Consider the following 25329-nt stretch of genomic DNA (forward strand, 5'->3'; position numbering starts at 1 on the left):
AGCAAGTCTGCCTTAATTATCTTGGAGTGTTGGCCAAATACGTTTACTGGCGTTAGGATAAGTAGAATTACAATACACGGGCCAAAGGTTTTCACTAAGAATATTATAAACGCATACCCTACCTCAACGTCGCATAGTTATAAAACTGTATTGATCCGTTGCCTTGTATCTCAATTGTTTTGGTTTCGGCAACGCCCTGGGCATTTTTTAATACGATATTTACTTTGTTAACCCCCTTTTGCAGCGGTACGCGGGCGTAAGAAATAGATGACGGCAGGGACTGCCAGTTACGGGTATCGGCCTTTTCAGACAACAGGCTGTAAAGTTGTACGCCATAGCCCAGCCCTTCTAAAACGCCGTTGGTTTTACCATCGCTTGTGGCTGCGGCACGCAGGCCATATTCGGCCATTTTTTTTACCGCAAGCCTTGCAAGCACTTTGCCCAGTTCTTTTAAGGTACGCTGCTGAAGCGTTTTAAAAGCCAGCTCATTAATGTCCTCGGCTTTTTCTAAAGGTATTTGTTGATTATTGACACTAATATCGGCGCTTAAATAATAAGGCGTTTGGGCAATATACTTTGGAAACGCAACCCGCAAACTTTCTACAGATTTCAGGTTCACCCTGTTCCTGTCGCCGCTATAGTTAAACGGGATTTCTAAACCGGCACCGTTAACAAAAAACAACCCGCCATCGCTATGCCTCACCAGGCTAAAAAATAAATCTTCCTGTGTTTTAACCGGCGCAAGTCCGTTTTCCCAAAACAAGATCAGCTCGCCGCCTTCATTGGGTTTATTAAGGGTGTACTGAATACCAAATGTTTTTTCAAACTGGTCGGCCTCGGTTGTAAAGCCGTTCAACATGGCGGTCCTGATCACGTCTTCCTTTAGTCCCATGGGCATAGGTGTGCCATAATAAGTTTGATCGGGATTTTTCAGATAGATCTCGGCAGCGTTGCGGTATGATATAAAGGCATTGTTTACATCGTTATTCCGTTCGTAAAGCATGCCCTGGAACATTAGGGCGAATGCATCGTTTGAGTAACGGTTGTCTTTATTGTTAAATTTATCGCCCTGGTCCTGCGCCTGCAGGGTGATGCGGCGGGCTTCTACAATGGCATCTTCGGTATTGTTCAGATAAAGGTAGTTCAGCGCCTTGTAATAATGGATCATGAATTTTTCAAAATCCTCGCCTTTATATGTTTGCGACATCGAGTTAAGTAATAAGCCAACGGCCGCGTCGGCAGCACCGCTTAAACCACTATCCAATAATTGATCGGCATTGTTAAAGTACTTATTGCTTGATTCGTATTCTCCCCTAAGATGCGCTACCCGCCCTTTCTCCATCAGGTACAGGAGTTTATTGCGCGGCTTTTGGATAAGGCCATTATTATCCAGGTCTTTTTCGGCCTGGGGATAATTGCCTGCATAAACATTTTTGTAATAAGAAGTAAGGCTTTGGTTGTAAGTGGTACAACCAAATAAAAAAAGCATCACCCCAATAACAGGTGATGCGCGGAAAAAACGCGTACGTATGTTTATCATTTTAAGCTGTAAGGAACCCTGAACGCAACGGCACAAGGCTTTCTTACTTTAATTTGTTACGTATTTGGCTATTTTTTTCTCTCCAATCCAAACCACTTCGTTTGTTTGAATATTGGTGAGTTCGAGGTTTACCTGGTAGTAAACAACCTTTTTGCGTTTGTGCGAATCAACTATCGAATTAATAGAGCCTTGTAGTATATAATCGGCACCGTTTTCTAAGCCAAACTGTTTCATGCTTGATACGGTAGCATTGGTTTGCTGGTCGGCTTTTTCGGCACGCAGTTCTTCGCGTTTCTTACCACCTTGTACCAAACGTACTTTTTGGGTTTGAATAAATGAGCTTTCAATATCCTTTAAAAAAGTTTCGGCATCAATATGTTCGTGGCTTTTGTTTTGCACAAACCCCACAATTACCACCGGCTTTTTGCCCTGGTGATCGGTTTGATGAGTTTCTATCCAGCTTGCGCCTAAAATTTTGCCCGTTAGTTCTTCGGCCGCCATCCGCGAGTCGCTGTTATTCCAGTTACCGCTTACATCTATAGTTTGATCGGTGCTAACGCGTGTTACCTGCCTTGAGCATGAGGCTGCAAAAAATGTTGAAACTGCAAATGCAGCAATGGTTAAAATGTTATTAAATTTCATTGATAGTAGGTTGTTAAATTATGATAGTAAGTGATGCATGGCGCTAATTAATACCAGCCAAAACCAATTCCGATACCGGAACGGCCTCCGTGGTATCCGCCGCGCCCCCAGCGGCCGCCAAAGCCAAAGTTGATTGATGGCGAATAGTAATTATCGTAAAACCCCCATGACGGCGTGTAATCAAAGTAGCCATTCATGCGTTCCTGATGTCTCCACTCGCGGTTCTGGCGGCGGCGCTCCAGCCTGGCCTCGTACCAGTCATAAGCTTTGTAGGTATCCTGTATGGTTGTGCCTTGTAAGCGGGTAAGGCTATCTGCCCCACGGGCGTATTTAGCCTGGCTTTCTTTATATCGCGGGTTCTGATCGGCAAGTAAGGCGGTTTGCTGCGCGCTAACCGCACCGCTGTACAAACTGCCAAAAACGGCAAGGGCTGCTATAATTATCTTAGTTTTCATGGTGAAATAAAATAATGTAATTGAAATACAAATGACGCTATTAAACGTAATAAGTTAACGCAGATACACCGTTAAATTATGTTAATAAGCATCTTTTTACTTAATGATGAGGCAGCGATTAACTAACAGGCAGGCGCGGCTGTTTTTAAGGGAGAGCTTTTATATAAAAACAGGGATAATCAGCCGACTATCCCTGTGATATTTTTAAGTTTTGGGTTGAGTTAACGAGTGCTAAAAACCACTCTCTTAATCAACTCAATCAACCATTCACTAATAATTACGCTTCAACCGGCTGGCCAATCAAATGCTTTGCTGCCAGATATTCTGCAATTTGCACGGCATTGGTAGCAGCGCCTTTGCGCAGGTTATCCGATACTATCCAGCAGTTCAGTGTATTATCCTGGCTTTCGTCGCGGCGTAAACGGCCTATAAAAACATCGTCTTTATCGTGCGCGTCAAGCGGCATCGGGTATTTCAGGTTGGCGGTATCATCAACCACCACAATACCCGGCGAATTGGCTAATAGCTCGCGTACTTCGCTCAAATCAAAATCATGTAAAAACTCGATGTTAACCGACTCTGAGTGACCGCCCATAACCGGGATACGAACGGTGGTAGCAGTAACTTTAATGCTATCATCGCCCATGATCTTTTTAGTTTCCAGGATCATTTTCATCTCCTCTTTGGTGTAACCATTGTCGGTAAACACATCAATCTGAGGGATCACATTCAGGTCGATAGTGTATGGGTAAACCTTTGGTCCATCAATCCCTTTGCGCTCGTTAAACAACTGGTCAACAGCTTTTACGCCGGTACCGGTTACCGATTGGTAGGTAGATACTACTACGCGTTTAATTTTATATTTATCGTGAAGCGGTTTTAAAGCCACTACCATTTGTATGGTTGAGCAATTTGGGTTGGCAATAATTTTGTCATCGGCGGTTAATACGTCGGCATTTACCTCGGGCACAACCAGTTTTTTGGTTGGGTCCATGCGCCAGGCCGATGAATTATCAATAACGGTTGTGCCTGCTGCCGCAAAAAGCGGTGCCTGCTCCAATGAAGTACTGCCGCCGGCGCTGAAAATTGCAACGTCCGGCTTCATCTTAATCGCATCCTCAACAGAAACTACCTTAAACTGCTTACCCTTAAAAGTGATTTCTTTACCAATACTTTTTGCGGAAGCTACGGGAATTAATTCTGTAACGGGGAAGTTGCGTTCTGCCAGAACCTGCAACATTTTGGTGCCTACTAAGCCAGTAGCACCTACTACTGCGACTTTCATTGTTTAATTGTTTTTAATTGTAATGAAACTCCTTTCGGATGCTTCATTGCGTGTTAATTTGTGAAATAATAATTTTGAACCCCAAATATGCACATTTTTTTAGATAATCTACCTGATTGGTAGTTAAATAGTGCTTGGGTGAATGGTGAATAGTTGATTGGGTGAGTAATTGTTGGTGGCGATTATATGCAACACGGCGACTTGCAAAGTTTTAAAAACTCTGCAAGTCGCCGTGTTATTAAATTATCGTATTTGCTTATAAATCGCGGAAGCCGCCATCCAGCAACAGATCGCCGCCTGTCATGTACGATGAATCGTCAGATGCAAGGAATAGAAAGCCCTTGGCCATTTCATCAACCGAGCCAGCCCTTTTCATTGGGGTTGCCGTTGCAAAAAACTGATTCATAGCATCTTCCTGTTCCTGGGCAAAGCCGGCCTTTTTAAATATTGGGGTGCCAACAGATCCTGGTGAAAGCGCATTCACACGAATATTACGGCCAACAAGTTCGGCGGCAAAGGCCCTTACCAAGGCGCGCTCGGCAGCCTTTGTTGATAAATAAACTGAACCTCCGGCAATACCTTTATTAGCGACGGTTGATGAAGTGATAACGATTGACGCACCATCATTAAGATAAGGCAACGCTTTTTGAACGGTGAAGAAAACACCTTTGTAATTGATATCGCTTACCTGGTCAAACATTTCTTCGGTAACATCCGCTATGGGCGATAGGTATACAATGCCGGCATTTACTACCAGTATATCTATTTTACCAAAGGTGCTGCTAACCTTTTCATAAACAGGGGCTATGCTGTTAATGTTGGCCACATCGGCTACAAAGCCAATGGCATTATTGCCAATTTGGGCTACCGATGTTGCTATGGTGGCTTGGTCGCGGCCCGTAACGGCCACCTTTGCACCTTCATTTGCAAATAATTTCGCGGTTGCAAAACCTATGCCGCTGTTACCACCTGTAACTACGGCCACTTTATTTTTTAATTTACCTGACATTTTTGTGTTGTTTTAATAACACAAAGGTGCTGCCTCTGCAAAAAGTTAACGATGAACCAGGTTAGGAAATAAGGTTGAACTACTTCAACTTTTTGCGCACTTTATGGTTGCGGATTTTAGAAAGGAACTCGGTAGTCATACCGAGATAGGAGGCTATAGCGTATTGTGGCAGGCGCTGGGCTACCGAAGGATATGTTTCTAAAAAATCGCTATAACGTTCTTCGGCTGTACGCGTTAGGGTTGAAATGATCCGCCGCTGATGAAAAGCAGCGGTACGTTCGGCAGCCATGCGAAAAAAGGTTTCGAATTGATGTTTGGCTTGTTTTAAATGCCGTTCAGTTTCGAAGTCTATTTGTAGTACGATACTATCTTCCAGCGCCACCACAAACATGGTGGCTGGTTTCTGGTACAAAAAACTGTTAATATCCGATATCCACCAATCCTCAATTGCAAATTGAATGGTATGTTCAATCCCTTCGTTATCAACAACGTACGAACGGAATGCGCCTTGCAGAATATAGGTACGGTGTTTGGCAATAAAGTCGGGCTGAATAATGAATTGCTTCTTTTTTACCTTTTTTAATTTAAAGCCAGCTAAAAATTCGGCCAGGTCGGCGGGCGACAGTGTTACTAACCTTTGTATATATTTTATAAAGGGGCTTAAGTCATCCATCAGTGTGAAAATTATAACAAGTATAATTAAATATTATGAGAGGGACACTTGATGGCTTTTTAAACAGATTTGCTACGCCATGCAAACCAGTTCCTGGTAATCCTCTTTACCAGCACCGCAGGTAGGGCACTCAAAACTGCTTATATCGCTAAACGAAATACCCGGCAAAAGCCCGTTTAATTCATCACCGTATGCTTCATCATAAATAGTGAAACAATTTTTACACTGGTGTACTGTTTTTTGATGACTTGCTTTGTGCATATCTTCCCTGCCTGCAACTGGGGTTGATTGATTGATATTGCTTTGCTGCTCATAAAATAAATCGCAAAGGGCAATTAAATGCCGGCCAAGGTCGGTTTTGGCCACACCTTGCTTATACACCACAAACTCGCGGGTATTGTGGTTAAAATCGCGGGTATGCACAATTTCAAACTCATCGGGCTTGCGCTCGCGGATCATGATAGAGCCGTAGATCCCCGATTTTGGCGACCGTTTAATGGCGAAACTGAGGCGGTATGTGCGCAGGTCGGCCTCCTCAAATTCGCGTACCAGTTGTTGTTTTAAATCAAGACATTGGCTGCACAGGTCTTCTACCTGCCAGTTTAATTCGTTTGAGGCATGCCTTATGTTAACCCGGTATTTGTTTAACAAATTGCCCCATAAAGGCCGGTGTTTAGCCTCTATGTTTTTAACCAGCAATGATTTCCATGGGCTGATATACAACTGCCCCACCCGTGTTTGCATACACAGGTTGCAGATATCTTTCAAAAATTCGATGTCAAATAATTCGTTACGCCTGTAAATACCCAGCCAATATTTATTACCCTGTTTATTAAAACCCTCATAGTAGGGTAACTGGAACTCGGGGATGTTTAACGGCTGGTCTATTTGCTGAATCACAAACTGGTTATTAGTGGCAACCAATTGGTACAGCAAACCGGCGTTGACCTCGGCCTGGTCATAAAACAAAGATTTGTTGGCAAATATTACCTGCTGCACGGCTTTGCACAAGGCCGGGATATCGTCCGAATAAACCAATACAGGCCAGCAATACAGGATATTGGTTTTAGGAAACCTGATATACAAATACCAGTAATTACTTACCGGCGACGAGATGAAATTAAAATTCCCGGTAAAAAAGGGGGCAAAGGTTTGGTTGCTATCAACCAGGTTTATTTTTAGTTCGGGCTGATAATCAAACAGGTCGAAAATGTCTTTGTAAACACCTTCTTTCAGCCAGTTTTCGTGGTTAAAAATTCCATCGGCAATATATGAGCTTGTAATATTGGGGAACTGGTCGGCATTAATTTCATGATCGATACCGGCACCCAGCATATCAAACTCCAGGTCTTCCAGCTGGCCGGCATCTACTTCAAAATAAAGCTGCTGCCTGTTACCAAAACGAATTTGGGCCGCGCCCGCATTTTGGGCGATGATAAGCATTTCGTAAAAGTCGCCGGCAGAGGCTACCCCGCCCGGCAGGTTTATTTTAATCAGTTGCTTTTTTTTCATCTGCTTATACTTTTATTAATTGCTGCTGTAACACCTCCTCCAACAGCCTTTTCACCTCGGGCCTGCATGATCCGCAACCCGTTCCGGCCCCGGTTTGGCTGCAAACATCTGCCAGTTGGGTACAGCCAGCAGCTACTTTATTGCGGATATTATCGGCACCCACATTATTGCAGCTGCACACCAGTTTGCCCAAAACAGGCTCGGCGGTTTTGCCGCTGCGTAACAGTTTAAGACGCTTATCGCTCAGTTCGGTTTTGTTGGCTATCAACTCCCTAAATTCCTGGAACTCGCCTTTATCCCCAATTAAAATAGTTCCTACCAGCTTATCCTGGTGAATAATGCATTTTTTATAGTAGCGTTTGGCTTTATCAATAAATACTATCTCTTCGTAATCCTTGTCATCCGGGCATTCAGATAAGCCAATGCTGCATAAATCAAAACCGTGAATTTTAATGATGTTCATGAACAGGCTGCCTTTATAATAGCTGCCGATATCGCCATTCATGTAACCGGCTACTACGGCGGCCTGCTGTTCTGCCGCGGCAGTTATTCCATACAGTGTGCCGTTAAATTCGGCAATTTCGCCAATGGCATATATGCTGGGGTCGCTGGTGAGCAGCCGCTCGTTTACAATTACGCCCCGTTTAATATCAAGGCCGCAGTCTTTGGCAATTTCCAGGTTGGGGGTTGTGCCAATAGCCAATATCATGGCGTCGCAATCAATTTTGCGCCCGCTTTTAAGGCCTATGCCGGTTAGTTTGCTGCGGCCATAAAATAACTGAACCTCGTCGTCATAAAAAATATCGCAGCCCTGGTCGGCCATTTCCTCATGTAACAGCCTGCTGCCCAATTCATCCAGTTGCCGGTTCAAAAACCGGGACGTTCGCTGGATGATCGTAATGGTTACGCCTATTTCGCGCAGGGAAGCAGCCATCTCCAAACCGAGCAAACCACCACCCACTATAACCACATGGCCGTTTTTGGGTACATGCTTTTTAAAGTTATCGGCATCGTTACGGCTGCGCATGCTGAAAATGCCTTGTAACGAGGGCACATTTTTGGGGATAGCCGCCCGGCTGCCGGTTGCCAGCAACAGCACATCGTAATAAGTTTTTACCCCCCGGCTATCCAGCACATATTTATTGGCACGGTCTATTTTTTCTACACTTACGCCGCGTAACAACCTTATTTTAAATTCAGGCTCCTCCTCGTCGGTCATTTTTATCAGCTGCTCCCAGCTTTGTTCGCCGCTGATGTAATCGGGCAGCATTACGCGGTTATAAAAAGGATAATCTTCTTTACTAAAAATGGTAATCTCATCGTCTTTATTCAACTCCCGGTACGATCGTACAAAACCGTGAGCGCCGGCACCCGCGCCTACTACCACAATCCGCTGGAACGGCTTTTTGTACTTTTGCACGCTTACGGCGCAATACTTAAAATCGGGTTCTTTTGATATCGGGTCAACCGCATCATTGGTAACGTTATTGATGCGGTGCAAATCGTTATTAAGGATTTTGCCCCAGTGCATGGGCACAAAAACAACACCTTGTTTTATAGCAGCCGAAATTTTTGCCTTTACGTTTACCTCGCCCCGGCGCGATTTGATAATGGTAACGTCGCCGTCCTGGATGTTAAGCTCAATAGCATCAAGCGGGTTTATCTCCATAAACGATTGCTTTATATGCTGGTTAAGCTTGTTCACTTTGCCGGTTTTGCTCATGGTATGCCACTGATCGCGAATGCGGCCGGTGGTGAGTATAAAAGGAAAATCCTCATCAGGTATTTCGCTGGTGAGGGTATCCGGAACAGCGCTGATGTGTGCATTCCCGGTTTCGGTATAAAACTTTTTATCGGTAAACAGGCGGGGTGTACCTATAGTTACATTCCGTTTTTTATAAGGCCATTGTACCGATCCCTGTTGTTTAATGATATCATAGGTTAGCCCGCTGATATCGATATTGGTTTTGGCGGTGAGTTTGGCGTGCTCGGCATAAATTTCAGCAGCATTTTTATAATCAAAACCTTTGTAACCCATTTTTTTGGCAAAGCGGCAAATGATCTCGCTATCCGGAATAGCCTCGCCCGGAGGGTCCAACACCTTGTTCAGGTAGCTTATGCGCCGCTCGGAGTTTGTCATGGTGCCTTCCTTTTCGGCCCAGGCGGCGGCGGGGAGTATTACATCGGCATAGGCCAGGGTCTCGGGCTTGTTGCTTATTTCCTGTACCACCACAAATTTTGCTTTTTTAAGCGCTTCCTCGGCCAGGCGTACGTTGGGCAAGCTGGTTAGCGGGTTGGTGCACATAATCCAGATGGCTTTTAAGCGGCCATCGTTCAAAGCCTCAAACATTTCGGTGGCGGTAAGGCCTGGTTTGGCGGCTATTTGGGTACCTCCCCAAAACTTTTGTACTTCTTCGCGGTGTAAAGGATTGGCCAGGTTACGGTGCGCCGGCAGCAGGTTGGCCAGGCCACCTACCTCGCGGCCGCCCATAGCGTTTGGCTGCCCGGTTAACGATAACGGGCCCGAGCCAGGCTTACCAATATGACCGGTTATTAAATTGAGGTTGATGAGGCTTAAGTTTTTGTTTACGCCTACCGAGCTTTGGTTAAGCCCCATTGTCCACATCGAAATAAAGCCTTTAGCTTCGCCAATGTATCGGGCAGCAAGGCGGATGTTGCTTTCGCTCACGCCACATATCCGGGCCGATTCGGCCAGTGTACGTTCAAATACTATTTTGCTGTATTGCTCAAAACCATCGGCATGTTTGGTTACAAAGTCAACATCAATATCGCCGTTCTCTATCAGCACCCGGCCAATGGCGTGGTTAAGCGTAATGTCTGTACCCGGATTTAATTGCAGGTGTAAATCGGCAATACTGCAGGTATCAGTAGCCCGTGGGTCAACTACTATAATTTTAACATCGGGGTTGGCGGCTTTGTGGGCCTCCACCCGTCGCCATAAAATAGGATGGCACCAGGCCGGGTTGGCGCCGGTAACGTAAAAACAATCGGCCAGTTCAATGTCGTCATAGCAAAGCGGTACACTGTCTTCGCCAAGCGCTACTTTATAGGCCACTACCGCGCTGCTCATGCACAGGCGCGAATTGGTATCAATATTATTACTGCCTATAAAACCTTTCATCAGCTTGTTCACCACATAATACTCCTCGGTAAGGCATTGGCCCGAAGCATAAAATGCCACCGAATCGGGTCCGTATTTGTTGATGAAAGTTTTAAAAACGGCTGCTGTACGTTCCAAAGCATCATCCCAGCTTACCCTTTGCATGGGCATGCTTTTATTATAACGCATTTGCGGGTACAGCAGCCTGTCTGTTTTATCATTGGCGGTGTAGTGCAGGTTAAGCCCTTTACTACATAACATTCCTTTATTTACCGGATAATCTTTATCCCCCTCTAAAGTGATGCTGCCATTTTTTTCTTTGTTAATAACAACGCCGCAACCCACCCCGCAATAACAGCAGGTACTTTTTAATGTATTAACAGAGCGTTTATTTATAGACATTTTGGGCCTCACTTAAATGGCAGCGCCTTCATGAGCGCCCCTAAATTTTAAATTGCGAATAATCCTCTCCAAAGGAGAGGACTTTTAATTGCATGTTTGAATAGCCTCACCTAAATCCTCTCCAAAGGAGAGGACTTTGATTTGCGTGTTTGATTTGCCCCGCCTCGATTTTCAGAACCCTCTCCTTTGGAGAGGGCAGGGTGAGGCTACGCTACCGCAACCATCGGTTCTTCTACTTCTTTTGTTACTGTTTGTTTTTGAAAACGGGTTATCAGCACAATTACAGATACTGTCATAACAGCTATGCCGATATAGGTAAAAGCCTGCACGTAAGTGATGGTGGTTGATTTAAACAGGAAGCCGAACAGCATGCCACCCAGGTTACCGCCAGCGCCAACTATACCGCTTACCATGCCAACGTTTTTACTGTTAATGAACGGCACAATGCCGTAAGTGGCGCCATTTGACATTTTAAGAAACAGCGCAAATGAAAGCATGGAAATGATAGCAGCAGTAAGGTTGCCCGAGTTGGCAAACAGGATAAGCCCGGCACCCTCTAACAGCAATACACCGGCAAGCAATAAGCCTTTGCCGCGCATGCCGAATTTGCCGCCAACCTTATCAGATACAATACCGCCCAAAGCGCGGGCAAAAATGTTCATAAACCCAAAAATACCCGCCCAGAAACCGGCCGAACTTTGCGACAGGTGGAAAGTATCTACAAAATGCAACGAGGCCACATTGTCAAAAGTAATTTCCATGCCAAAACACATCGCATAGGCCATTGTCAGGGCCCAAACACGCCAGTCGGCAAGTATCGACCAATCGGTTTTGGTAGAGTTGGTTTTGGCATAGCCTACTTCGTCGTAGTTGCCGTTCGGCGTGTCTTTGGTGTATTTATTATATAAAAAGGCAATGATAAGCATCATTACGCCCGGTACTATCATTGCGTAGCGCCATGCTTCGGCCTTGGTAAAACCGGCACCTACAATTGCTGCAAATATTAAGGGCATAACCATGTTAGTTACACCGCCGCCCAGGTTACCCCAGCCGCCGGTTACCGCATTGGCAGTACCTTTTATATTGGGTGCAAACATCATAGATGTATGAAACTGGGTAATTACAAACGATGAACCAATTACACCTATAGCCAGGCGAAACAACAGGAACGAAGTGTAATCATGAGCAAGCCCTACCAAAAAAACCGGGATAGAGCCAACTATTAATAGCCTGACGGCTGTTTTGCGTGGCCCCCAGGTATCGCAAAGCTTACCAATAATAAGGCGGGCAATTATGGTTGCCGCTACAGATGCTATAATGGTATTACCTACCTGTCCTTTGGTTAAGTGCAGTTCGGCGCGTATGGTTGGCATTAATGGTGCCAGGCCAAACCAGCCAAAAAAGCACACAAAAAACATAAGCCAGGTAATATGAAAGGTGCGCATTTGAACGCCCTTTAATGAAAATATATTGAGTTTGGTCAGTTGTTTTTCCATGATCTGTTTTTTTAGCTAAAAGCTGAAAGCGAAAGGCCAAAAGCTTTTAGTGTTTATTTTAATTTTTACCATTCTTCGCTTTGGGCCTTAAGCCTTCGGCTTTGAGCTCACATATTATTTATTCAAAAATTCCGGTTTGATGTTTAGCTGCAGGTAGGCCCAAAACGGGTGCAGTTTGCTTGAACCCGGTGTTAGGCTTTTGGCATATTCCATACTACTGGTTGCGGCCATGTATGATAAACCCAAATCAACCGTAGTAAACTTGTTAAGCTTATAGCTGTTGGTTAAATCAAACTCGGTGCCCAGGTATTTGCCAATGGCCTGCCCATTTGTTCCTTTTTGATCCTGGGCCAGCAGGAAATAATGATTAGCCAGTTCGGTGCTAAAACGTTTATTATCTGAAAGATATTTAATTTTCAAATAGGGGTTACTTAAGCCTCCCGTTGGCGAACCGCTGCCCGCGTAAAAGAAATCCATATAGCCCCAGAACTTGTGAGGTGTGCCATACAGCGGATCAAACCGGTGGTTGGTTTTTGAGGTTGACAAGGCATCGTTGCCTGAAAGGTAATCCCAGCCGGCGGTATAGCCCCAGTTTTTTCCTTTGTATAATAAGGCCACTGTATAGGTATAGGCGCTCAGGTCAAGGCCGTCTTTATCATGGCCACCCTGGTAATAAAAGCCTCCGTTTATGCCCCATTGGTCTTTATCGCCAAATACTGGGTTTACCAGCAAACCGGTTGTATATCTTGTATTTACACCGGCCTGGTTAAAGCGGCGGCCGTAAATGTAACCTTCGTCTGTGCCAGATACATTTTTTACCGAATCGAGTTTATACTTGCCAAATTGGTCTGCCAAAAACAGACCGGATATTTTTGTTTTGTTGATTTTTTTGGCAACATATAAATATTCAAGCGACTTGTAGTTTTGATTTAAGCCGTTGGTACCCGGTGGGTTTAAAAATGATGGGCTTCCTGTTTTTGAACTGATGCCCGCAGCATTAACCAGTGGTATAAGGCCGGCCGGCGTATTGGCCAAATTGCCTTTGCTGTCCTTTACCGTTGCGGGCACATTTGCAGGGGTATAATAGGTGCCGTTGTAATTAATAGCATCCGAGCTTTGGTTAAAGGCTAAGCCCAGGTCAAGCTGCCAGCCCGATTGCTGTAGTTTAAAAACAAGGGCATCGTGCCTGCGTGCCTGCTGCAACCAGTCCGATGCGCCTAACAGGCGTTCGTCGTCATAAACAAGTTCCTGGCGGCCTGCTTTAATGGCAAAATAATCAACAGGAGAGAATTTGAAGGAAGTATCTTTTTTATTGGATAGAATTAATTCGGCCCAGGCTTCGTGAACACCTAAGCGGTTACCATCATTAATGGTGATGGTTGATGCATCCTGGCCCCAAAGCCTTACATCCTGTACGGATGCCTGGAAAATAAGGCGGCTGCTTTTATAATTAAAGGTAAGCCTCGTTCGTTGCGATACAAAGGCCGCGGTTTTATTACCAATTGGCTCCAAAGTTCCATAACCATCACGTAACTCGCCCCTTGTTTTAATCTGCCCGGTTACAGATAGCTGTGCCGATGCATTATAGGAGATAAAACATGATATAATTAATAGAATTTTGCCAATGGTGTATTGATTAGATACATTTTTGTACATTTGAGTTGGTTTTTTATTTGTTAAAGCGATTAAAAACTGGACTAACCCTGTCTGGGAATGCGACCTCCCGGCAGGGCTTTTTTATATTTTTTTGATTTTCACCATAGGCGACTTCTTTTTTGTTTAAATGATCATTTAATTAGCATAAATATATCTTATTTCATGATTAGATGCAAATTAATTCGTTTTAAAGTTGATTTTTATGATTAAAATCATGTAAATGTTGAATTTTTAGCAAAAATTTAAATTTGCAAGTCAAAAAAATTACTAAAATGTGTTTTTGATAATTTTTAGATGTGGTTAAAATGAATTTTTTGCAATAAATTCGATAAAAAATATAAATCCATTGAATTATTGAGGTTTTAAACTCGATAATTTCGAACAAAATATAATTTAACCGGTTTTTAATGCTGGTAAATAGAGAAATTTGTACCCCGAAATGAAAAAAAAAGCTCAGTGCGATAATCAAACTTGTTTTTTGTGTAAAAGCTGCATTAAAGAGTGGCTGCCTGCAGTTGCGGCCAATAAAAAAAACTTCGCTGTTAAAAAAGGACAGGTTATTTTTAGTGAAGGCGACCCGGTTACCGGTATTTACTTTGTTTACGAGGGTAATGTTAAGGTTCATAAAAAATGGGGGGCCGATAAGGAGCTGATTATTCGCTTTGCCAATAAGGGCGCTATTTTTGGCCACCGGGTTTTGGGTAAACACGCCACGCATTACCCAATTTCGGCAACGGCGTTAGAAGCCGGTATTATATGTTATATAGATATGGAGTTTTTTGAGGCTACCTTAAAGGTAAATCCTCATTTTACTTATGAACTGATGCTGTTTTTTGCTGATGAACTGCAGGAGGCAGAAAAGAAAATGCGCAACCTGGCCCATATGCCGGTAAAGGGGCGTGTGGCACACGCCTTAATAACCCTTAAAGATCAGTTTGGGACTAATGATGAAGGGCATGTTAATATCGAGCTTACGCGGCAGGATCTGGCTTCATTTGCAGGCGCAACTTACGAAACCGTTTTTAGAGTAGTTAATGAACTGATACAAGATGGTATTGTTACCACCAATGGCAAAAAAATAAGTATAACCGACCTGGACAAATTATTTGCCCTTACCCAGGATTCCAGCCTTTAGTTACGCTACGCTTATAAATACTTTTCCGTCGATTACTTTAACGGGGTAAGTTTTTATAGTCAGTTCTTCCTCGCCGATGCATTCGCCGGTAAGTAACGAGAATGCTTTTTTGTGAAAGGGGCAAGCTACCTTTGGTTCGCAGCTTTCGCCGGTACTGCCAATCATTCCCCGCGAAATAGCCATTTGCTGTTTATGCGGGCAAAGATTTTGAGTGGCATACCACTCGTTGCGGCGGGCAAAGTTAAATATGGCTATCTGCTCATTGCCATGTTTAATGCACGATCCGCCATTTTCGGGCACATCATCCACATAGCAGGCCATTATCCATTTGGTTTCTATCGCTGTTTCCATTGTGCTATATTTTTATCGGCCGGACAAGCCCTTGTTGAACCTGTAGCCTTTTTTTTGACTTTTTACTTTTGATTTTTGACTTTGAAACCTACCATCCTTTGGCTTTCACCTGTTCGCGCATTGGCTCAAACTGGGCGGTTGGATCTTTTTCTTCGGGCGCGTTAATAAAGTGGGCAAAGCGTTTACGCATGGCCGGGCTTTCAATAACCTCTTTCCATTCACAGTGGTAGGAGTTAACCAGCATTTGCATCTCCTCTTCCAGTTGTTCGGCCAGGCCCAGGCTATCGTTTACAATTACATTTTTAAGATAACTCATTCCGCCATCCAGTTTATTAAGCCAGGTTGCGGTGCGGGTTAGCGGGTCGGCAGTTTTTATATAAAACATCAGGAACCTATCCAGGTATTTTACCAACGTCTCTTTATCAATATCGGTAGCCAATAACAACGCGTGCTGTGGTTTTGATCCGCCGTTGCCGCATACATATAAATTCCAACCCTTTTCGGTGGCTATAATTCCAAAATCTTTTGATTGTGCCTCGGCGCATTCGCGTACGCAGCCGCTTACGCCACCTTTGAGTTTGTGCGGTGCACGGATGCCCTTGTATCTGTCTTCAATCTCGATAGCAAAGGTTACACTGTCATGCAAACCAAACCGGCACCAGGTACTGCCTACGCAGCTTTTTACTGTACGCAAAGCCTTGCCATATGCATGTCCGCTTTCAAAGCCGGCGTCTATCAACTCTTTCCAAATTAACGGCAAATCGCTTAAGTGCGCGCCAAACATATCAATGCGCTGGCCGCCGGTTATTTTGGTATATAAGCCGTACCGCTTGGCAACCTGTCCAATTACTATCAGTTTATCTGGTGTAATTTCGCCGCCGGGTATGCGTGGCACTACAGAATAGGTGCCTCCTTTTTGAATATTGGCCAAAAACCTGTCGTTGCTATCTTGTATTACTTCCTGTTTTACAATCACATCGTTCCAAAGGCTTGATAGTATGCTGGCAACAACCGGCTTGCAGGTTTCGCAACCGTCGCCTTTGCCGTAATGATCAAGCACCAGGTCGTAATTTTTTAATTTATTAATCTTTACCAGGTCAAACAACTCCTGGCGCGAGTAATCGAAATGCTCGCAGATAGAGTTTTTAACATATTGTCCGTTTGCTTTAAGGGTGCCGGCAATTAAATCTTTCACCATTGGCACGCAGCCGCCGCAACCCGTGCCGGCTTTGGTGCCCTTTTTCATGCCATCAATGCTGGTAACTCCGCCATTGCTTACTGCCGAGCAGATTGCGCCCTTGATTACCGCCTCGCATGAGCAAATAAGCGCATCGTCGGGCAGGTTCATTACTCCGGCACCTTCGCTTGCAGCACCGCCTCTTGAGCCCAATATTAAATCTTCGGGATCGGGCGGGAGTATTATTTTATTATTAACGGTTTGCAGCAGCATGTTGTAAGCTTCTGCATCGCCAATTAAAATACCACCCAGTAAATTTTTGCCATCATTGGTAATGTTAATGCGCTTGTAAATTCCTTTATGGGTATCTTCAAATAAAATGGTGCGGCAATCGGGTTCGGTTATAAAGGCATCACCAAAGCTGGCCACATCAACACCAATCAGCTTAAGCTTGGTGCTCATATCGTAACCGTAAAAAGATTTATCGGCCGCGGTTAAATGAGCGGCTGCAATATCAGCCATCTCATAACCGGGCGCAATCAAACCATATATCATGCCCTCGTATAAAGCACATTCGCCAATGGCGTAAATATGCTCATCGCTGGTTTGCATTTTTTCGTTCACTACTATACCACCGCGGGTACCCACATGCAGGCCTGCCAGTTTTGCCAGCTCATCGCGCGGGCGGATACCGGCCGATATTACCAGCATATCTACTGCCAGCTGGCTATCATCATTAAACTTTAAAGATTGGATTTTTTTATCGCCGGCAATGGCGGCTGTGCTTTTATTTAAATGAATGTGCAGGCCCAGCTGGCTTAACTTCATCTGCAGCATGTTGCTCCCTGCCGAATCTATTTGCCTTGGCATTAGCCTTGGCGCAAATTCAATAACATGTGTTTCGGTAATACCTAAATCTATCAGGGCTTTGGCCGCCTCGAGGCCAAGCAGCCCGCCACCCATTACAGCTCCCGATTTGGCATTGGCAGCGTAGGTTTTTATAAGCTCAAGATCTTCAATGGTGCGGTATACAAATACGCCTTCTTTTTCTATCCCCGGGATATCGGGCACAAAAGCAGATGAACCGGTTGCTAATACCAGATAGTCGTATTTTAAGGTAATACCTTTTAAAGAGTGGATGGTTTTTGCTGTGCGGTTAATCTCCTGGATAGGATCGTCTAAATGCAGCGCGATGCCATTATCGGTATACCATGATAAAGTGGAAAGCGACAGGTCATCGGCGGTTTTGCCATTAAAATACTCGCTAAGATGTACCCGGTCATAAGCGTGACGGGGCTCTTCGCCAAAAACAATTATTTGGAACTGGGTTGATCTGGCTAAAAGTTTTTCGCAAAACTTATAGCCTACCATACCGTTGCCAACAACAATAATGGTTGGTTTTGACATGTTGGAATTTTTTAAATGTTAAAGCAATTTTCAAACTTAAATGAACCAAATGCGACCCTGATTTCATTTATATCACAATAATAACTCAAAAAAACATTAAATGGAAATTTATTTTAAGATTTTTATTAAATAAATCATGTTTATTGATGTTTTAATTGTTAATTTAGTGCTAATGATATAATTTATATCATTTTTTATATCAATCATAATGTTTGATTTTAACATTTTATCAAAATCATCAAAATAAAACAGGCCAAAAGCTTGTTTTTTGATGTGAAAATTCAAATTATGCAAAAAATTACTCAAAATCCTGAACTTTTTGTGCTTGGGGCTGGTCCCGGAGACCCGGAATTGATAACAATGAAGGGATATAAGGTATTACAGCAGGCAAATGTTGTATTATATGACAACCTGGCCAATAAAGAGTTGCTGGATATTTGCCGCGACGACTGCGAAAAGGTGTATGTAGGCAAACAACCCTACGGCGATTATACCCCGCAGGAAACAATTCACGAGCTGATTAAGCATTACGCTTTTACCAAAGGCAATGTAGTGAGGTTAAAGGGCGGCGATCCGTTTATATTTGGTCGCGGCTTTGAAGAAATTATTTACGCCAGGCAGCATGGCATAACTACACATTATATACCGGGTGTTACCAGCATGCAGGCATCGGGCCTTCAGGATATTCCTTTAACCCACCGCCTGGTAAGCGAAAGTGTTTGGATGGTTACCGGAACCAAAAAAGACGGCAGCCTATCGGCCGATCTGGCCTGCGCTATGCAAAGCAACGCCACTGTAGTTATATATATGGGCATGAAAAAGCTGGCCGAAATTGCCCTTGCCTACGTAGCCTCGGGTAAAGGGCATACGCCTGCCGCTATTATTCAGCACGCATCGCTACCTAAACAAAAATCGGCGCGGGGGCAGGTTAAAGACCTGGTAGCTATCGCCGCCGAAAACCAGCTTACCTATCCGGCTATTATTATTATAGGCGATGTGGTTAACGTTAACAATTAAACAAGTATGAAAATCAGGATAAAAGGAAACTCGTTACGCTATCGTCTTACCAAAACCGATGTAGAAACCTTTGGCAGGGATGGGTACCTGGAAGAAAGCACCAAATTTGGTACCAGCACATTTAAATACGCCCTGCAGCGTACCGAGACCGAATTTTTAACGGCAGATTTTACCGATAATACCATTACCATGTATATGCCCGCCGCTTTGGCGCTTGAATGGACCAGTACCGACCGCGTTGGCTATGAAAACAATAGCAGCGAAATGTACCTGCTTGTTGAAAAAGATTTTAAATGCCTGGATAATGTAGCCGAAGACCAGAGTGATAATTACCCAAACCCTTTGGTTGAAAATTTTACGAAGAAAAAGGCATAACGCAGGTTATATCAGTGTTGTTATTCCTGCAATTTATAATTTCTCCTGAAGTCGACTTTTCTTTCTTTCAAACTGGTTCTTCAGATACCCTTTACAATGAGGCTATTATTTATCTATCACAAAGTGCCCAGCAAATAAGCCTCCCCGACTTAATAGCAGCGGATAGTGTTGTATAGAACCTAACAGGCAGTAAATCAATGTGTAAGCCGAAATGTTTTTTACTTTTTATTTGCATGAATAAAATTTAATAGTAAGTTTGTACTTACGGTAAGCTATTGCTTACCATTTTTAATATGATGAGCGCGAGCGAAAAAGCCTTTAATGCATTGGGTGATCCGACCCGGAGATTAATCTTCGAAAAACTGCGCGACAGGCCGCTGGCCGTGGTTGATATTGCCGATGGCTTGCCTGTTAGCCGCCCGGCGGTATCGCAACACCTGAAGGTTTTAAAAGAAGCCAAACTGATAAACATCCATCAGCAGGGTGCCAAAAACATTTACCAAGTAAACAGGGAAGGTGTTTTGGCCATGCGCAACTACCTCGACAAATTTTGGGACGATGCACTGGCAGCATTTAAACTGATTGCAGAACAAGAAAAACAATAGTATGAATATCCTAAACTTAACATCCATTAAAAAAGAGCTAACGGTTGAGGCGTCGCAAGCCACAGCTTTTAAGGTTTTTACTCAAAAAATAGACCTGTGGTGGCCCAGAACACACCACATTGGCAGTACCCCCATGACCGAAATGGTGCTGGAACCCAACTTAAACGGCCGCTGGTACTCCAGGCACGAAGATGGTGCCGAAGCCGAAGTTGGATACGTGCACACCTGGCAACCCAATGATTTACTGGTGCTGATATGGCAAATTAACGGCGATTTTAAATTTGATCCTGCCCTTGTTACCGAAGTTGAGGTGCATTTTATAGCCGATGGCCCCAAATGTACCCGGATTAAATTTGAACATAAAAACCTGGACAGGCTGGCAGGCACCAAAGCTGTTGAAAGTATGGATCAGGGCTGGGGCCATATCATGGACCTGTACAAACAAACTGCCGAACTATGACAGCCAAACTATTATTACGTATTGCAGCGATATTGATGTTGCTGCATACCCTTGGCCACACCATTGGCGCTATTACCTGGAAAGATGCGCCAAACCCTGCAGTGGGCCAGGTTATTAACGGCATGCAAAGCCAGCACTTTGATTTCATGGGCAGGTCGGTAACATTAGCCGGCTTTTTTGAGGGATACGGTTTTATTATGATAGGCGTATTGCCGCTGGTTGCTATTTTTTTATGGTTATTTGGCAGCCAAAGTGCCAATCCTTTAACCAAAAGCCTGTTGCCGGTGCTGGCAGTCTTTCTGCTGGTTATGGGCGTTATCGAGTATATTTATTTCTTTCCATTTGCAGCAGCATTTACATTTTTGGCCGGCCTGTGTTCGGTTATTGCGCTGGTGGTTATAAAACGAGGGAAATCAACAATACAGGCATAAATTAGACGCGGATTTCTTAGAATTGCGGCAATTATCTCCGGAGCCGTGACTTTTAATTCGTGAAATTCGAAGAAATCCGCGTTTAATTAGTGTGTATTAATTTAAATGGATACTGCTGATCCCTTTTTCAAGCGCAGTATCCTGTACACCCGGTATTGCAGAACCCTCTACCCTGAACACGGTAATGTCTGAGATGCCTATAAAGCTGAAAATATGTTTAAGATAAGGCTCTACAAAATCAAACGGTTTCATGGGACCGTCGGAATAAATGCCTCCCGAAGCCATGGCAATATAAATTTTCTTTCCGTTAATTAACCCCGCCGCACCATTTTGATCGTATTTGAAGGTAACGCCCGATCTTACGATATGATCTATCCAGGCTTTTAAAGCAGAAGGAATCCCAAAATTATAAACCGGAGCGCCAATTACAATAATATCCGCTTCGCGGATCTCATCAATGGCATCGTCCGAATGTTTAGCGGCCAGGATGTTTTCTGGTGTGCGGCTTTGCGCCGGGGTAAAAAACGAAGCGATTTGCGCTTCTTCGAGGTGCGGAAATTGCTCGTTCACCAGGTTGTTTTCATGAACGATGCTGCCCGGGTATTTGCCAATTAACTGTTTGATAATGGCATTGCCTAATTGAATACTTAGTGACGCCGCGCCTCTCGGGCTCGAAATAATATGCAATATCTTTTTCATGTTTTTTTTTGTTTTAATGCCGCCAAATCTATTTACATTTGGTTATAAAATATTAGTAGTATACAAAAGGTTAGTGCTATCCTTTTGTATACTGAATTGAAAATCAAATTATTATGGATAATAAAGCAGGCCTGTCTCCGGAGTGTAACGCGGTACTTACGCCCATTGGCGATGCGTTGTATGTAATTGGCGGTAAATGGAAACTGAGGGTGATTGCCGCGTTAAGGGATGGGGGAAAGCGTTTTAACGAGATACAGCGCAGCGTTGACGGGATTTCGGCCAGGGTATTATCTGCCGAGTTAAAGGAATTGGAACTAAATGGCTTTATATCAAGAACGGTGCATACCCAAACTCCGGTGGTAGTTGAGTACCGGGTAACCGAGTACGCCGATACATTGAGTGATATATTGCTTGCCCTATCTAAATGGGGCACTATGCATCGCGATAAGCTGCGAAGGGAGCGATAAATGCTGTTTTTTACAGCATTCGCTGGTTATCACCCGCAATGGCGGTCTGTTTTCCAATTAATGAATATTACTATTTACTTATAGTTATAAATAAATTTTGAAAATATATTTATAAATCGCACCTTTAAACATCTTTATACCTATAAATCAGCTTGAAAAAGATTGTTGCCCTTTTATTGCTAAGTATTCACCTGCTAAATATTGGCGGTCAATTGGCATTGCATCAATACCTGGTTTATAAAACCAATAAATTTTACAACCAACAGGTGGGCAAGGGTTTGTATGATGTTAAAGACCTTACTGAAATAGCCATCCCGGTTAATTTGCCCAATATTCATGATTGGAAACGGTTTGAAAATATAGCCGGGCAAATACAATTTGGTAATACCAATTACAACTACGTAAAAATGAAGGTTACACGTACGGCCATACACCTTATGTGCATTCCTAATTATGAAACTACACGCCCGGTTGATAAAAATGTGCTGAATGCCAAAGGGGTTAAAGATATTCCGGTACCACAAAAAGACCATGTGCCTTATGGCAAAACCATTATGCAGGACAACGTTAGTGTAGCCTTTGCGCACATTGAGTTTTGCTGCCCTATAAAAAATATTCAAAAAAATATTGTACAACCCGTACAGCCACTGGTGCACTATCACCAGGATATTCCCGAGCAACCGCCTAAGGTTACCTGCTGATTTCTTAATGCCTAACTCGTTAAGGATACCATTAACTACTATTGTTATGTTATGTTTTCAGGTGTGTTTACGCCCGCGCTAAGTTGTAAAATTTTGCAAACTATAAAGGGCAGAATGGCACGCAGGCGAAAGACTTACGAAGTTTTTAAAACTTCGTAAGTCTGAAAGTTTCCAACCTGTCATCCTGAGGTACGAAGGATCTATTCGCGAACTTTTCTATCGGTCACGCTCAGCTGATAGATCCTTCGTACCTCAGGATGACAGGAAAATTGGATACCTCATAGGAAACATTTCTGGTTTCTACACAGCACTCAAAATGCGTAGTTAATAGTATCTCATCCGGATTGGCATCCTGTTTGGCCGTGGCTTTGCCCGCCCAGACTTTTACCAGCATATATCAATACTTTATTTATTAAAAAGCAGGTGTTTGAAATAATATCGCTTTTAAGATAATATCATATTAGCCCAAAATGAAAATAAAAATAGCCGCAGCCCTAACGCTCATTGTAGCAATAGGCTTTACCATAATAGCATCAAGTCCAAAATCATCGCACCAGGAAATGATTGAGTTGCTACAGCAATTGAATAAAAAAAACAACGACATGGCAAACCCGTTTAACCCCGAAGTAAAGATCGCCTATTGCGATTCGTTGGTTAAAATACCGCCTAACGACCAGGACTCCCGGCTTTTGTCGGTCCAGGCATCGCTATTGATTATGGCCGGGCAGGAAGAAAAGGCGGTAAGCATTTATGAAAATATAATAAACAGACTGGAGTTTATGCCATCAGACCGCCTGTTGTCTGATGTGGGCATTGCATATATGCGCCTTGGCGAACGCAGCAATTGCATGCTTAACCATACCGGTTCGTCGTGCATTTTTCCCATCAAAAATGATGGTGTACACAAACTTCAAACCGGATCAAGGAAAGCTATCCAGGTTTATAAAACTATTTTAAAGGTACATCCGGATGATATGGAATCAAGGTGGTTGCTTAACATTGCCTACATGACATTGGGCGAGTACCCGCAAAATGTTCCAAAAAATGTTTTGATTCCCGGTTTGAATGCCGACAGTGTTGCCGGACAAAAACCATTTAAAGATATTGCAAAAAGCCTGGGCCTAAATGTTAACGGCAGGGCAGGAGGGGTTGCTGTTGATGATTTTAACAACGATGGCTACCTGGATATCGTCACATCGGCCTGGGATTTGAGCGACCCGATGCACTATTTTGAAAACAATAAGGACGGTACATTTACCGATCGTACAGAGTACAGCGGCCTTAAGGGGGTAACCGGGGGGCTTAATATTCAGCAAACCGACTATAATAACGATGGCAATATCGACCTTTTTGTATTAAGAGGCGCGTGGCTTACCAAAGGCTATGGCAATCAGCCCAGCTCGTTGCTGCGTAATAATGGTGATGGTACTTTTACCGACGTAACAATACCAAGCGGCCTGTTATATTTCCATCCAACCCAAACAGCCACCTGGGCCGATTTTAATAACGACGGATGGCTGGATGTTTTTGTTGGTACCGAGACCTCGACACAGGATATGGACGGCAATTCATCAACATGTATGTTGTACATTAATAATCACGATGGTACATTCACCAACGTTACCAAAGAAGCGCACTGCGATGTTATGTCATTTGTAAAAGGCGTAACATCTGCCGATTATGATAACGACGGTTATCCGGATATCTTTATTTCGACCATGACCGGCAGTAAATACCTGCTCAGGAACAAAGGCATTAAAGGCGGCAAGGTTGATTTTGAAGATGTAACCCAAAAAGCGGGCTTTGCTCAAAATAAAGAACGAACCTTTACTACCTGGTTTTACGATTATGACAATGATGGCTGGCAGGATGTGCTGGTGAGCGATTATAGCTTTAACCGCCCGCTGGCCTATTACAGCGCTGCGGCAGCTTTAGGTAAAGCCATCCCTGATGCCGGCAACGTATTTTTGTACCACAACAACCACAATGGCACTTTTACCAATGTAACCCACCAGGTTGGTTTAGATAAAGTGGTTTATAGTATGGGAGGCAACTTTGGCGATATTGATAATGATGGCTACCTGGATATGTATTTTGGAACCGGTAATCCCGATTTTCGGTCGCTGGTGCCTAATAAAATGTTCAGAAATGATGGCGGGAAAAAATTTATTGACATCACCACCTCATCGCGCCTGGGCAATTTGCAAAAGGGGCATGGTATTGCCTTTGCCGATTTAAGAAATACCGGCAACCAGGATATATTTGCCCAAATGGGGGGCGCTTACATCGGCGATTCGTACACCAGCTCGTTATACCTTAACCCGCGCAGTAACAATAATAACTGGATAAGCTTGAAACTCGATGGTGTAAAGGCCAATAAGGCAGCTATAGGGAGCCACATTAAACTAACATTTACCGAAAACGGTGTAAAAAGAAGTGTTTATAAAGATGTAAACTCCGGCGGAAGCTTTGGATCATCGCCATTACGCCAGGAAATTGGCATAGGGCAGGCAAAAGTAATTGACGATATTGAAATAAAATGGGCCGGCAGCGGTACGGTTCAGCATTTTACAAACGTATCGCCTAACCAGTTTTTGAGGATAACAGAAGGCGTAGATCAATATAAAGTAACACAATTGGCTAAATTAACTTTTATTGATAAACAGGATATGACAATGTGTATGCCTATGGCGGCAAAAACAAATTAAGTTGT

The 25329-nt window shown here is 43.7% G+C and carries 23 protein-coding genes; 9 read left to right on the forward strand and 14 right to left on the reverse strand.

Annotated elements, in window-relative coordinates; genetic code table 11:
• Positions 1-118 precede the first annotated feature (118 nt).
• The 10 genes from FSB76_RS16710 to FSB76_RS16755 form a co-directional block, all read right to left on the reverse strand.
• Entirely contained in the window at positions 119-1540 is a 1422-nt protein-coding gene (locus FSB76_RS16710) for a COG3014 family protein (RefSeq protein ID WP_147055250.1), read from the reverse strand.
• Positions 1541-1588: 48 nt separating this feature from the next.
• Positions 1589-2182, reverse strand: a complete 594-nt coding sequence (locus FSB76_RS16715) for a penicillin-binding protein activator LpoB (protein WP_147055252.1) — start codon at positions 2180-2182, stop codon at positions 1589-1591.
• A 47-nt stretch (positions 2183-2229) separates the two neighbouring features.
• Positions 2230-2637 (reverse strand): hypothetical protein, encoded by a 408-nt coding sequence (locus FSB76_RS16720; RefSeq protein WP_147055254.1) that lies wholly within the window; start codon positions 2635-2637, stop codon positions 2230-2232.
• 277 nt (positions 2638-2914) lie between these two features.
• Positions 2915-3922, reverse strand: a complete 1008-nt coding sequence (locus FSB76_RS16725) for an aspartate-semialdehyde dehydrogenase (protein ID WP_147055256.1) — start codon at positions 3920-3922, stop codon at positions 2915-2917.
• 256 nt (positions 3923-4178) lie between these two features.
• Positions 4179-4931 carry an SDR family oxidoreductase gene (locus FSB76_RS16730; protein WP_147055258.1) on the reverse strand — a complete coding sequence of 251 codons (753 nt, stop codon included), beginning with the start codon at positions 4929-4931 and terminating at the stop codon, positions 4179-4181.
• 79 nt (positions 4932-5010) lie between these two features.
• Positions 5011-5604 carry a Crp/Fnr family transcriptional regulator gene (locus FSB76_RS16735; RefSeq protein ID WP_147055260.1) on the reverse strand — a complete coding sequence of 198 codons (594 nt, stop codon included), beginning with the start codon at positions 5602-5604 and terminating at the stop codon, positions 5011-5013.
• Positions 5605-5676: 72 nt separating this feature from the next.
• Positions 5677-7116, reverse strand: a complete 1440-nt coding sequence (locus tag FSB76_RS16740; protein WP_147055262.1) for a rubredoxin — start codon at positions 7114-7116, stop codon at positions 5677-5679.
• 4 nt (positions 7117-7120) lie between these two features.
• On the reverse strand, positions 7121-10639 hold the full coding sequence (locus tag FSB76_RS16745) for a nitrate reductase (RefSeq protein ID WP_147055264.1): 3519 nt from the start codon (positions 10637-10639) through the stop codon (positions 7121-7123).
• A 206-nt stretch (positions 10640-10845) separates the two neighbouring features.
• The gene (locus FSB76_RS16750; protein WP_147055266.1) at positions 10846-12135 is read right to left on the reverse strand and encodes an MFS transporter; all 1290 of its coding nucleotides are present in this window, start codon (positions 12133-12135) and stop codon (positions 10846-10848) included.
• Positions 12136-12249: 114 nt separating this feature from the next.
• Positions 12250-13791, reverse strand: coding sequence for an alginate export family protein (locus tag FSB76_RS16755; RefSeq protein WP_147055268.1), 1542 nt, complete (start codon positions 13789-13791; stop codon positions 12250-12252).
• A gap of 439 nt (positions 13792-14230) precedes the next feature.
• Between FSB76_RS16755 and FSB76_RS16760 the strand changes: the two genes are divergently transcribed.
• Positions 14231-14926 carry a Crp/Fnr family transcriptional regulator gene (locus FSB76_RS16760; protein ID WP_147055270.1) on the forward strand — a complete coding sequence of 232 codons (696 nt, stop codon included), beginning with the start codon at positions 14231-14233 and terminating at the stop codon, positions 14924-14926.
• On the opposite strand, the gene nirD is transcribed toward FSB76_RS16760, so the two are convergent.
• Both nirD and nirB read right to left on the reverse strand, forming a co-directional pair.
• Positions 14927-15277 (reverse strand): nitrite reductase small subunit NirD, encoded by a 351-nt coding sequence (nirD, locus tag FSB76_RS16765; RefSeq protein ID WP_147055272.1) that lies wholly within the window; start codon positions 15275-15277, stop codon positions 14927-14929.
• A gap of 88 nt (positions 15278-15365) precedes the next feature.
• The gene (nirB, locus tag FSB76_RS16770; RefSeq protein ID WP_147055274.1) at positions 15366-17861 is read right to left on the reverse strand and encodes a nitrite reductase large subunit NirB; all 2496 of its coding nucleotides are present in this window, start codon (positions 17859-17861) and stop codon (positions 15366-15368) included.
• A gap of 288 nt (positions 17862-18149) precedes the next feature.
• Between nirB and cobA the strand changes: the two genes are divergently transcribed.
• The 5 genes from cobA to FSB76_RS16795 all read left to right on the forward strand — a co-directional run bounded on the left by cobA (position 18150) and on the right by FSB76_RS16795 (position 20749).
• Entirely contained in the window at positions 18150-18878 is a 729-nt protein-coding gene (gene cobA / locus FSB76_RS16775) for a uroporphyrinogen-III C-methyltransferase (protein ID WP_147055276.1), read from the forward strand.
• 6 nt (positions 18879-18884) lie between these two features.
• The gene (locus FSB76_RS16780; RefSeq protein WP_147055278.1) at positions 18885-19253 is read left to right on the forward strand and encodes a DUF7009 family protein; all 369 of its coding nucleotides are present in this window, start codon (positions 18885-18887) and stop codon (positions 19251-19253) included.
• Positions 19254-19546: 293 nt separating this feature from the next.
• Positions 19547-19858, forward strand: a complete 312-nt coding sequence (locus tag FSB76_RS16785; RefSeq protein WP_225976228.1) for an ArsR/SmtB family transcription factor — start codon at positions 19547-19549, stop codon at positions 19856-19858.
• A gap of 1 nt (position 19859) precedes the next feature.
• A complete protein-coding gene (locus FSB76_RS16790; protein ID WP_147055280.1) occupies positions 19860-20318 on the forward strand; it encodes an SRPBCC family protein in 459 nt (152 codons plus the stop codon).
• Entirely contained in the window at positions 20315-20749 is a 435-nt protein-coding gene (locus tag FSB76_RS16795) for an LIC_13387 family protein (protein WP_147055282.1), read from the forward strand. The genes FSB76_RS16790 and FSB76_RS16795 overlap by 4 nt, the downstream gene beginning before the upstream one ends.
• 96 nt (positions 20750-20845) lie before the next feature.
• Here the strand turns inward: FSB76_RS16795 and FSB76_RS16800 are convergent, their stop codons facing one another.
• Positions 20846-21448 (reverse strand): FMN-dependent NADH-azoreductase, encoded by a 603-nt coding sequence (locus FSB76_RS16800; protein ID WP_147055284.1) that lies wholly within the window; start codon positions 21446-21448, stop codon positions 20846-20848.
• 113 nt (positions 21449-21561) lie between these two features.
• Between FSB76_RS16800 and FSB76_RS16805 the strand changes: the two genes are divergently transcribed.
• Positions 21562-21915: a winged helix-turn-helix transcriptional regulator gene (locus tag FSB76_RS16805; RefSeq protein ID WP_147055286.1), complete on the forward strand. Its 354-nt coding sequence runs from the start codon at positions 21562-21564 to the stop codon at positions 21913-21915.
• A 152-nt stretch (positions 21916-22067) separates the two neighbouring features.
• Entirely contained in the window at positions 22068-22616 is a 549-nt protein-coding gene (locus tag FSB76_RS16810) for a hypothetical protein (protein ID WP_147055288.1), read from the forward strand.
• Between the two features lie 229 nt (positions 22617-22845).
• On the opposite strand, the gene FSB76_RS32160 is transcribed toward FSB76_RS16810, so the two are convergent.
• Positions 22846-23010 (reverse strand): hypothetical protein, encoded by a 165-nt coding sequence (locus tag FSB76_RS32160; protein ID WP_158642914.1) that lies wholly within the window; start codon positions 23008-23010, stop codon positions 22846-22848.
• Between the two features lie 76 nt (positions 23011-23086).
• Between FSB76_RS32160 and FSB76_RS16815 the strand changes: the two genes are divergently transcribed.
• Positions 23087-25324, forward strand: coding sequence for a CRTAC1 family protein (locus FSB76_RS16815; protein WP_147055290.1), 2238 nt, complete (start codon positions 23087-23089; stop codon positions 25322-25324).
• The last annotated feature ends 5 nt before the right edge of the window (positions 25325-25329 follow it).

Source organism: Mucilaginibacter ginsenosidivorax, from assembly GCF_007971525.1.
GTDB classification, from domain to species: domain Bacteria; phylum Bacteroidota; class Bacteroidia; order Sphingobacteriales; family Sphingobacteriaceae; genus Mucilaginibacter; species Mucilaginibacter ginsenosidivorax.

Excerpts from the sequence above, each read along its gene's own strand:
- FSB76_RS16710 (WP_147055250.1), bottom strand. The coding sequence starts at position 1,540 with ATGATAAACATACGTACGCGTTTTTTCCGCGCATCACCTGTTATTGGG.
- FSB76_RS16715 (WP_147055252.1), bottom strand. The coding sequence starts at position 2,182 with ATGAAATTTAATAACATTTTAACCATTGCTGCATTTGCAGTTTCAACA.
- FSB76_RS16720 (WP_147055254.1), bottom strand. The coding sequence starts at position 2,637 with ATGAAAACTAAGATAATTATAGCAGCCCTTGCCGTTTTTGGCAGTTTG.
- FSB76_RS16725 (WP_147055256.1), bottom strand. The coding sequence starts at position 3,922 with ATGAAAGTCGCAGTAGTAGGTGCTACTGGCTTAGTAGGCACCAAAATG.
- FSB76_RS16730 (WP_147055258.1), bottom strand. The coding sequence starts at position 4,931 with ATGTCAGGTAAATTAAAAAATAAAGTGGCCGTAGTTACAGGTGGTAAC.
- FSB76_RS16735 (WP_147055260.1), bottom strand. The coding sequence starts at position 5,604 with ATGGATGACTTAAGCCCCTTTATAAAATATATACAAAGGTTAGTAACA.
- FSB76_RS16740 (WP_147055262.1), bottom strand. The coding sequence starts at position 7,116 with ATGAAAAAAAAGCAACTGATTAAAATAAACCTGCCGGGCGGGGTAGCC.
- FSB76_RS16745 (WP_147055264.1), bottom strand. The coding sequence starts at position 10,639 with ATGTCTATAAATAAACGCTCTGTTAATACATTAAAAAGTACCTGCTGT.
- FSB76_RS16750 (WP_147055266.1), bottom strand. The coding sequence starts at position 12,135 with ATGGAAAAACAACTGACCAAACTCAATATATTTTCATTAAAGGGCGTT.
- FSB76_RS16755 (WP_147055268.1), bottom strand. The coding sequence starts at position 13,791 with ATGTACAAAAATGTATCTAATCAATACACCATTGGCAAAATTCTATTA.
- FSB76_RS16760 (WP_147055270.1), top strand. The coding sequence starts at position 14,231 with ATGAAAAAAAAAGCTCAGTGCGATAATCAAACTTGTTTTTTGTGTAAA.
- nirD (WP_147055272.1), bottom strand. The coding sequence starts at position 15,277 with ATGGAAACAGCGATAGAAACCAAATGGATAATGGCCTGCTATGTGGAT.
- nirB (WP_147055274.1), bottom strand. The coding sequence starts at position 17,861 with ATGTCAAAACCAACCATTATTGTTGTTGGCAACGGTATGGTAGGCTAT.
- cobA (WP_147055276.1), top strand. The coding sequence starts at position 18,150 with ATGCAAAAAATTACTCAAAATCCTGAACTTTTTGTGCTTGGGGCTGGT.
- FSB76_RS16780 (WP_147055278.1), top strand. The coding sequence starts at position 18,885 with ATGAAAATCAGGATAAAAGGAAACTCGTTACGCTATCGTCTTACCAAA.
- FSB76_RS16785 (WP_225976228.1), top strand. The coding sequence starts at position 19,547 with ATGATGAGCGCGAGCGAAAAAGCCTTTAATGCATTGGGTGATCCGACC.
- FSB76_RS16790 (WP_147055280.1), top strand. The coding sequence starts at position 19,860 with ATGAATATCCTAAACTTAACATCCATTAAAAAAGAGCTAACGGTTGAG.
- FSB76_RS16795 (WP_147055282.1), top strand. The coding sequence starts at position 20,315 with ATGACAGCCAAACTATTATTACGTATTGCAGCGATATTGATGTTGCTG.
- FSB76_RS16800 (WP_147055284.1), bottom strand. The coding sequence starts at position 21,448 with ATGAAAAAGATATTGCATATTATTTCGAGCCCGAGAGGCGCGGCGTCA.
- FSB76_RS16805 (WP_147055286.1), top strand. The coding sequence starts at position 21,562 with ATGGATAATAAAGCAGGCCTGTCTCCGGAGTGTAACGCGGTACTTACG.
- FSB76_RS32160 (WP_158642914.1), bottom strand. The coding sequence starts at position 23,010 with ATGCTGGTAAAAGTCTGGGCGGGCAAAGCCACGGCCAAACAGGATGCC.
- FSB76_RS16815 (WP_147055290.1), top strand. The coding sequence starts at position 23,087 with ATGAAAATAAAAATAGCCGCAGCCCTAACGCTCATTGTAGCAATAGGC.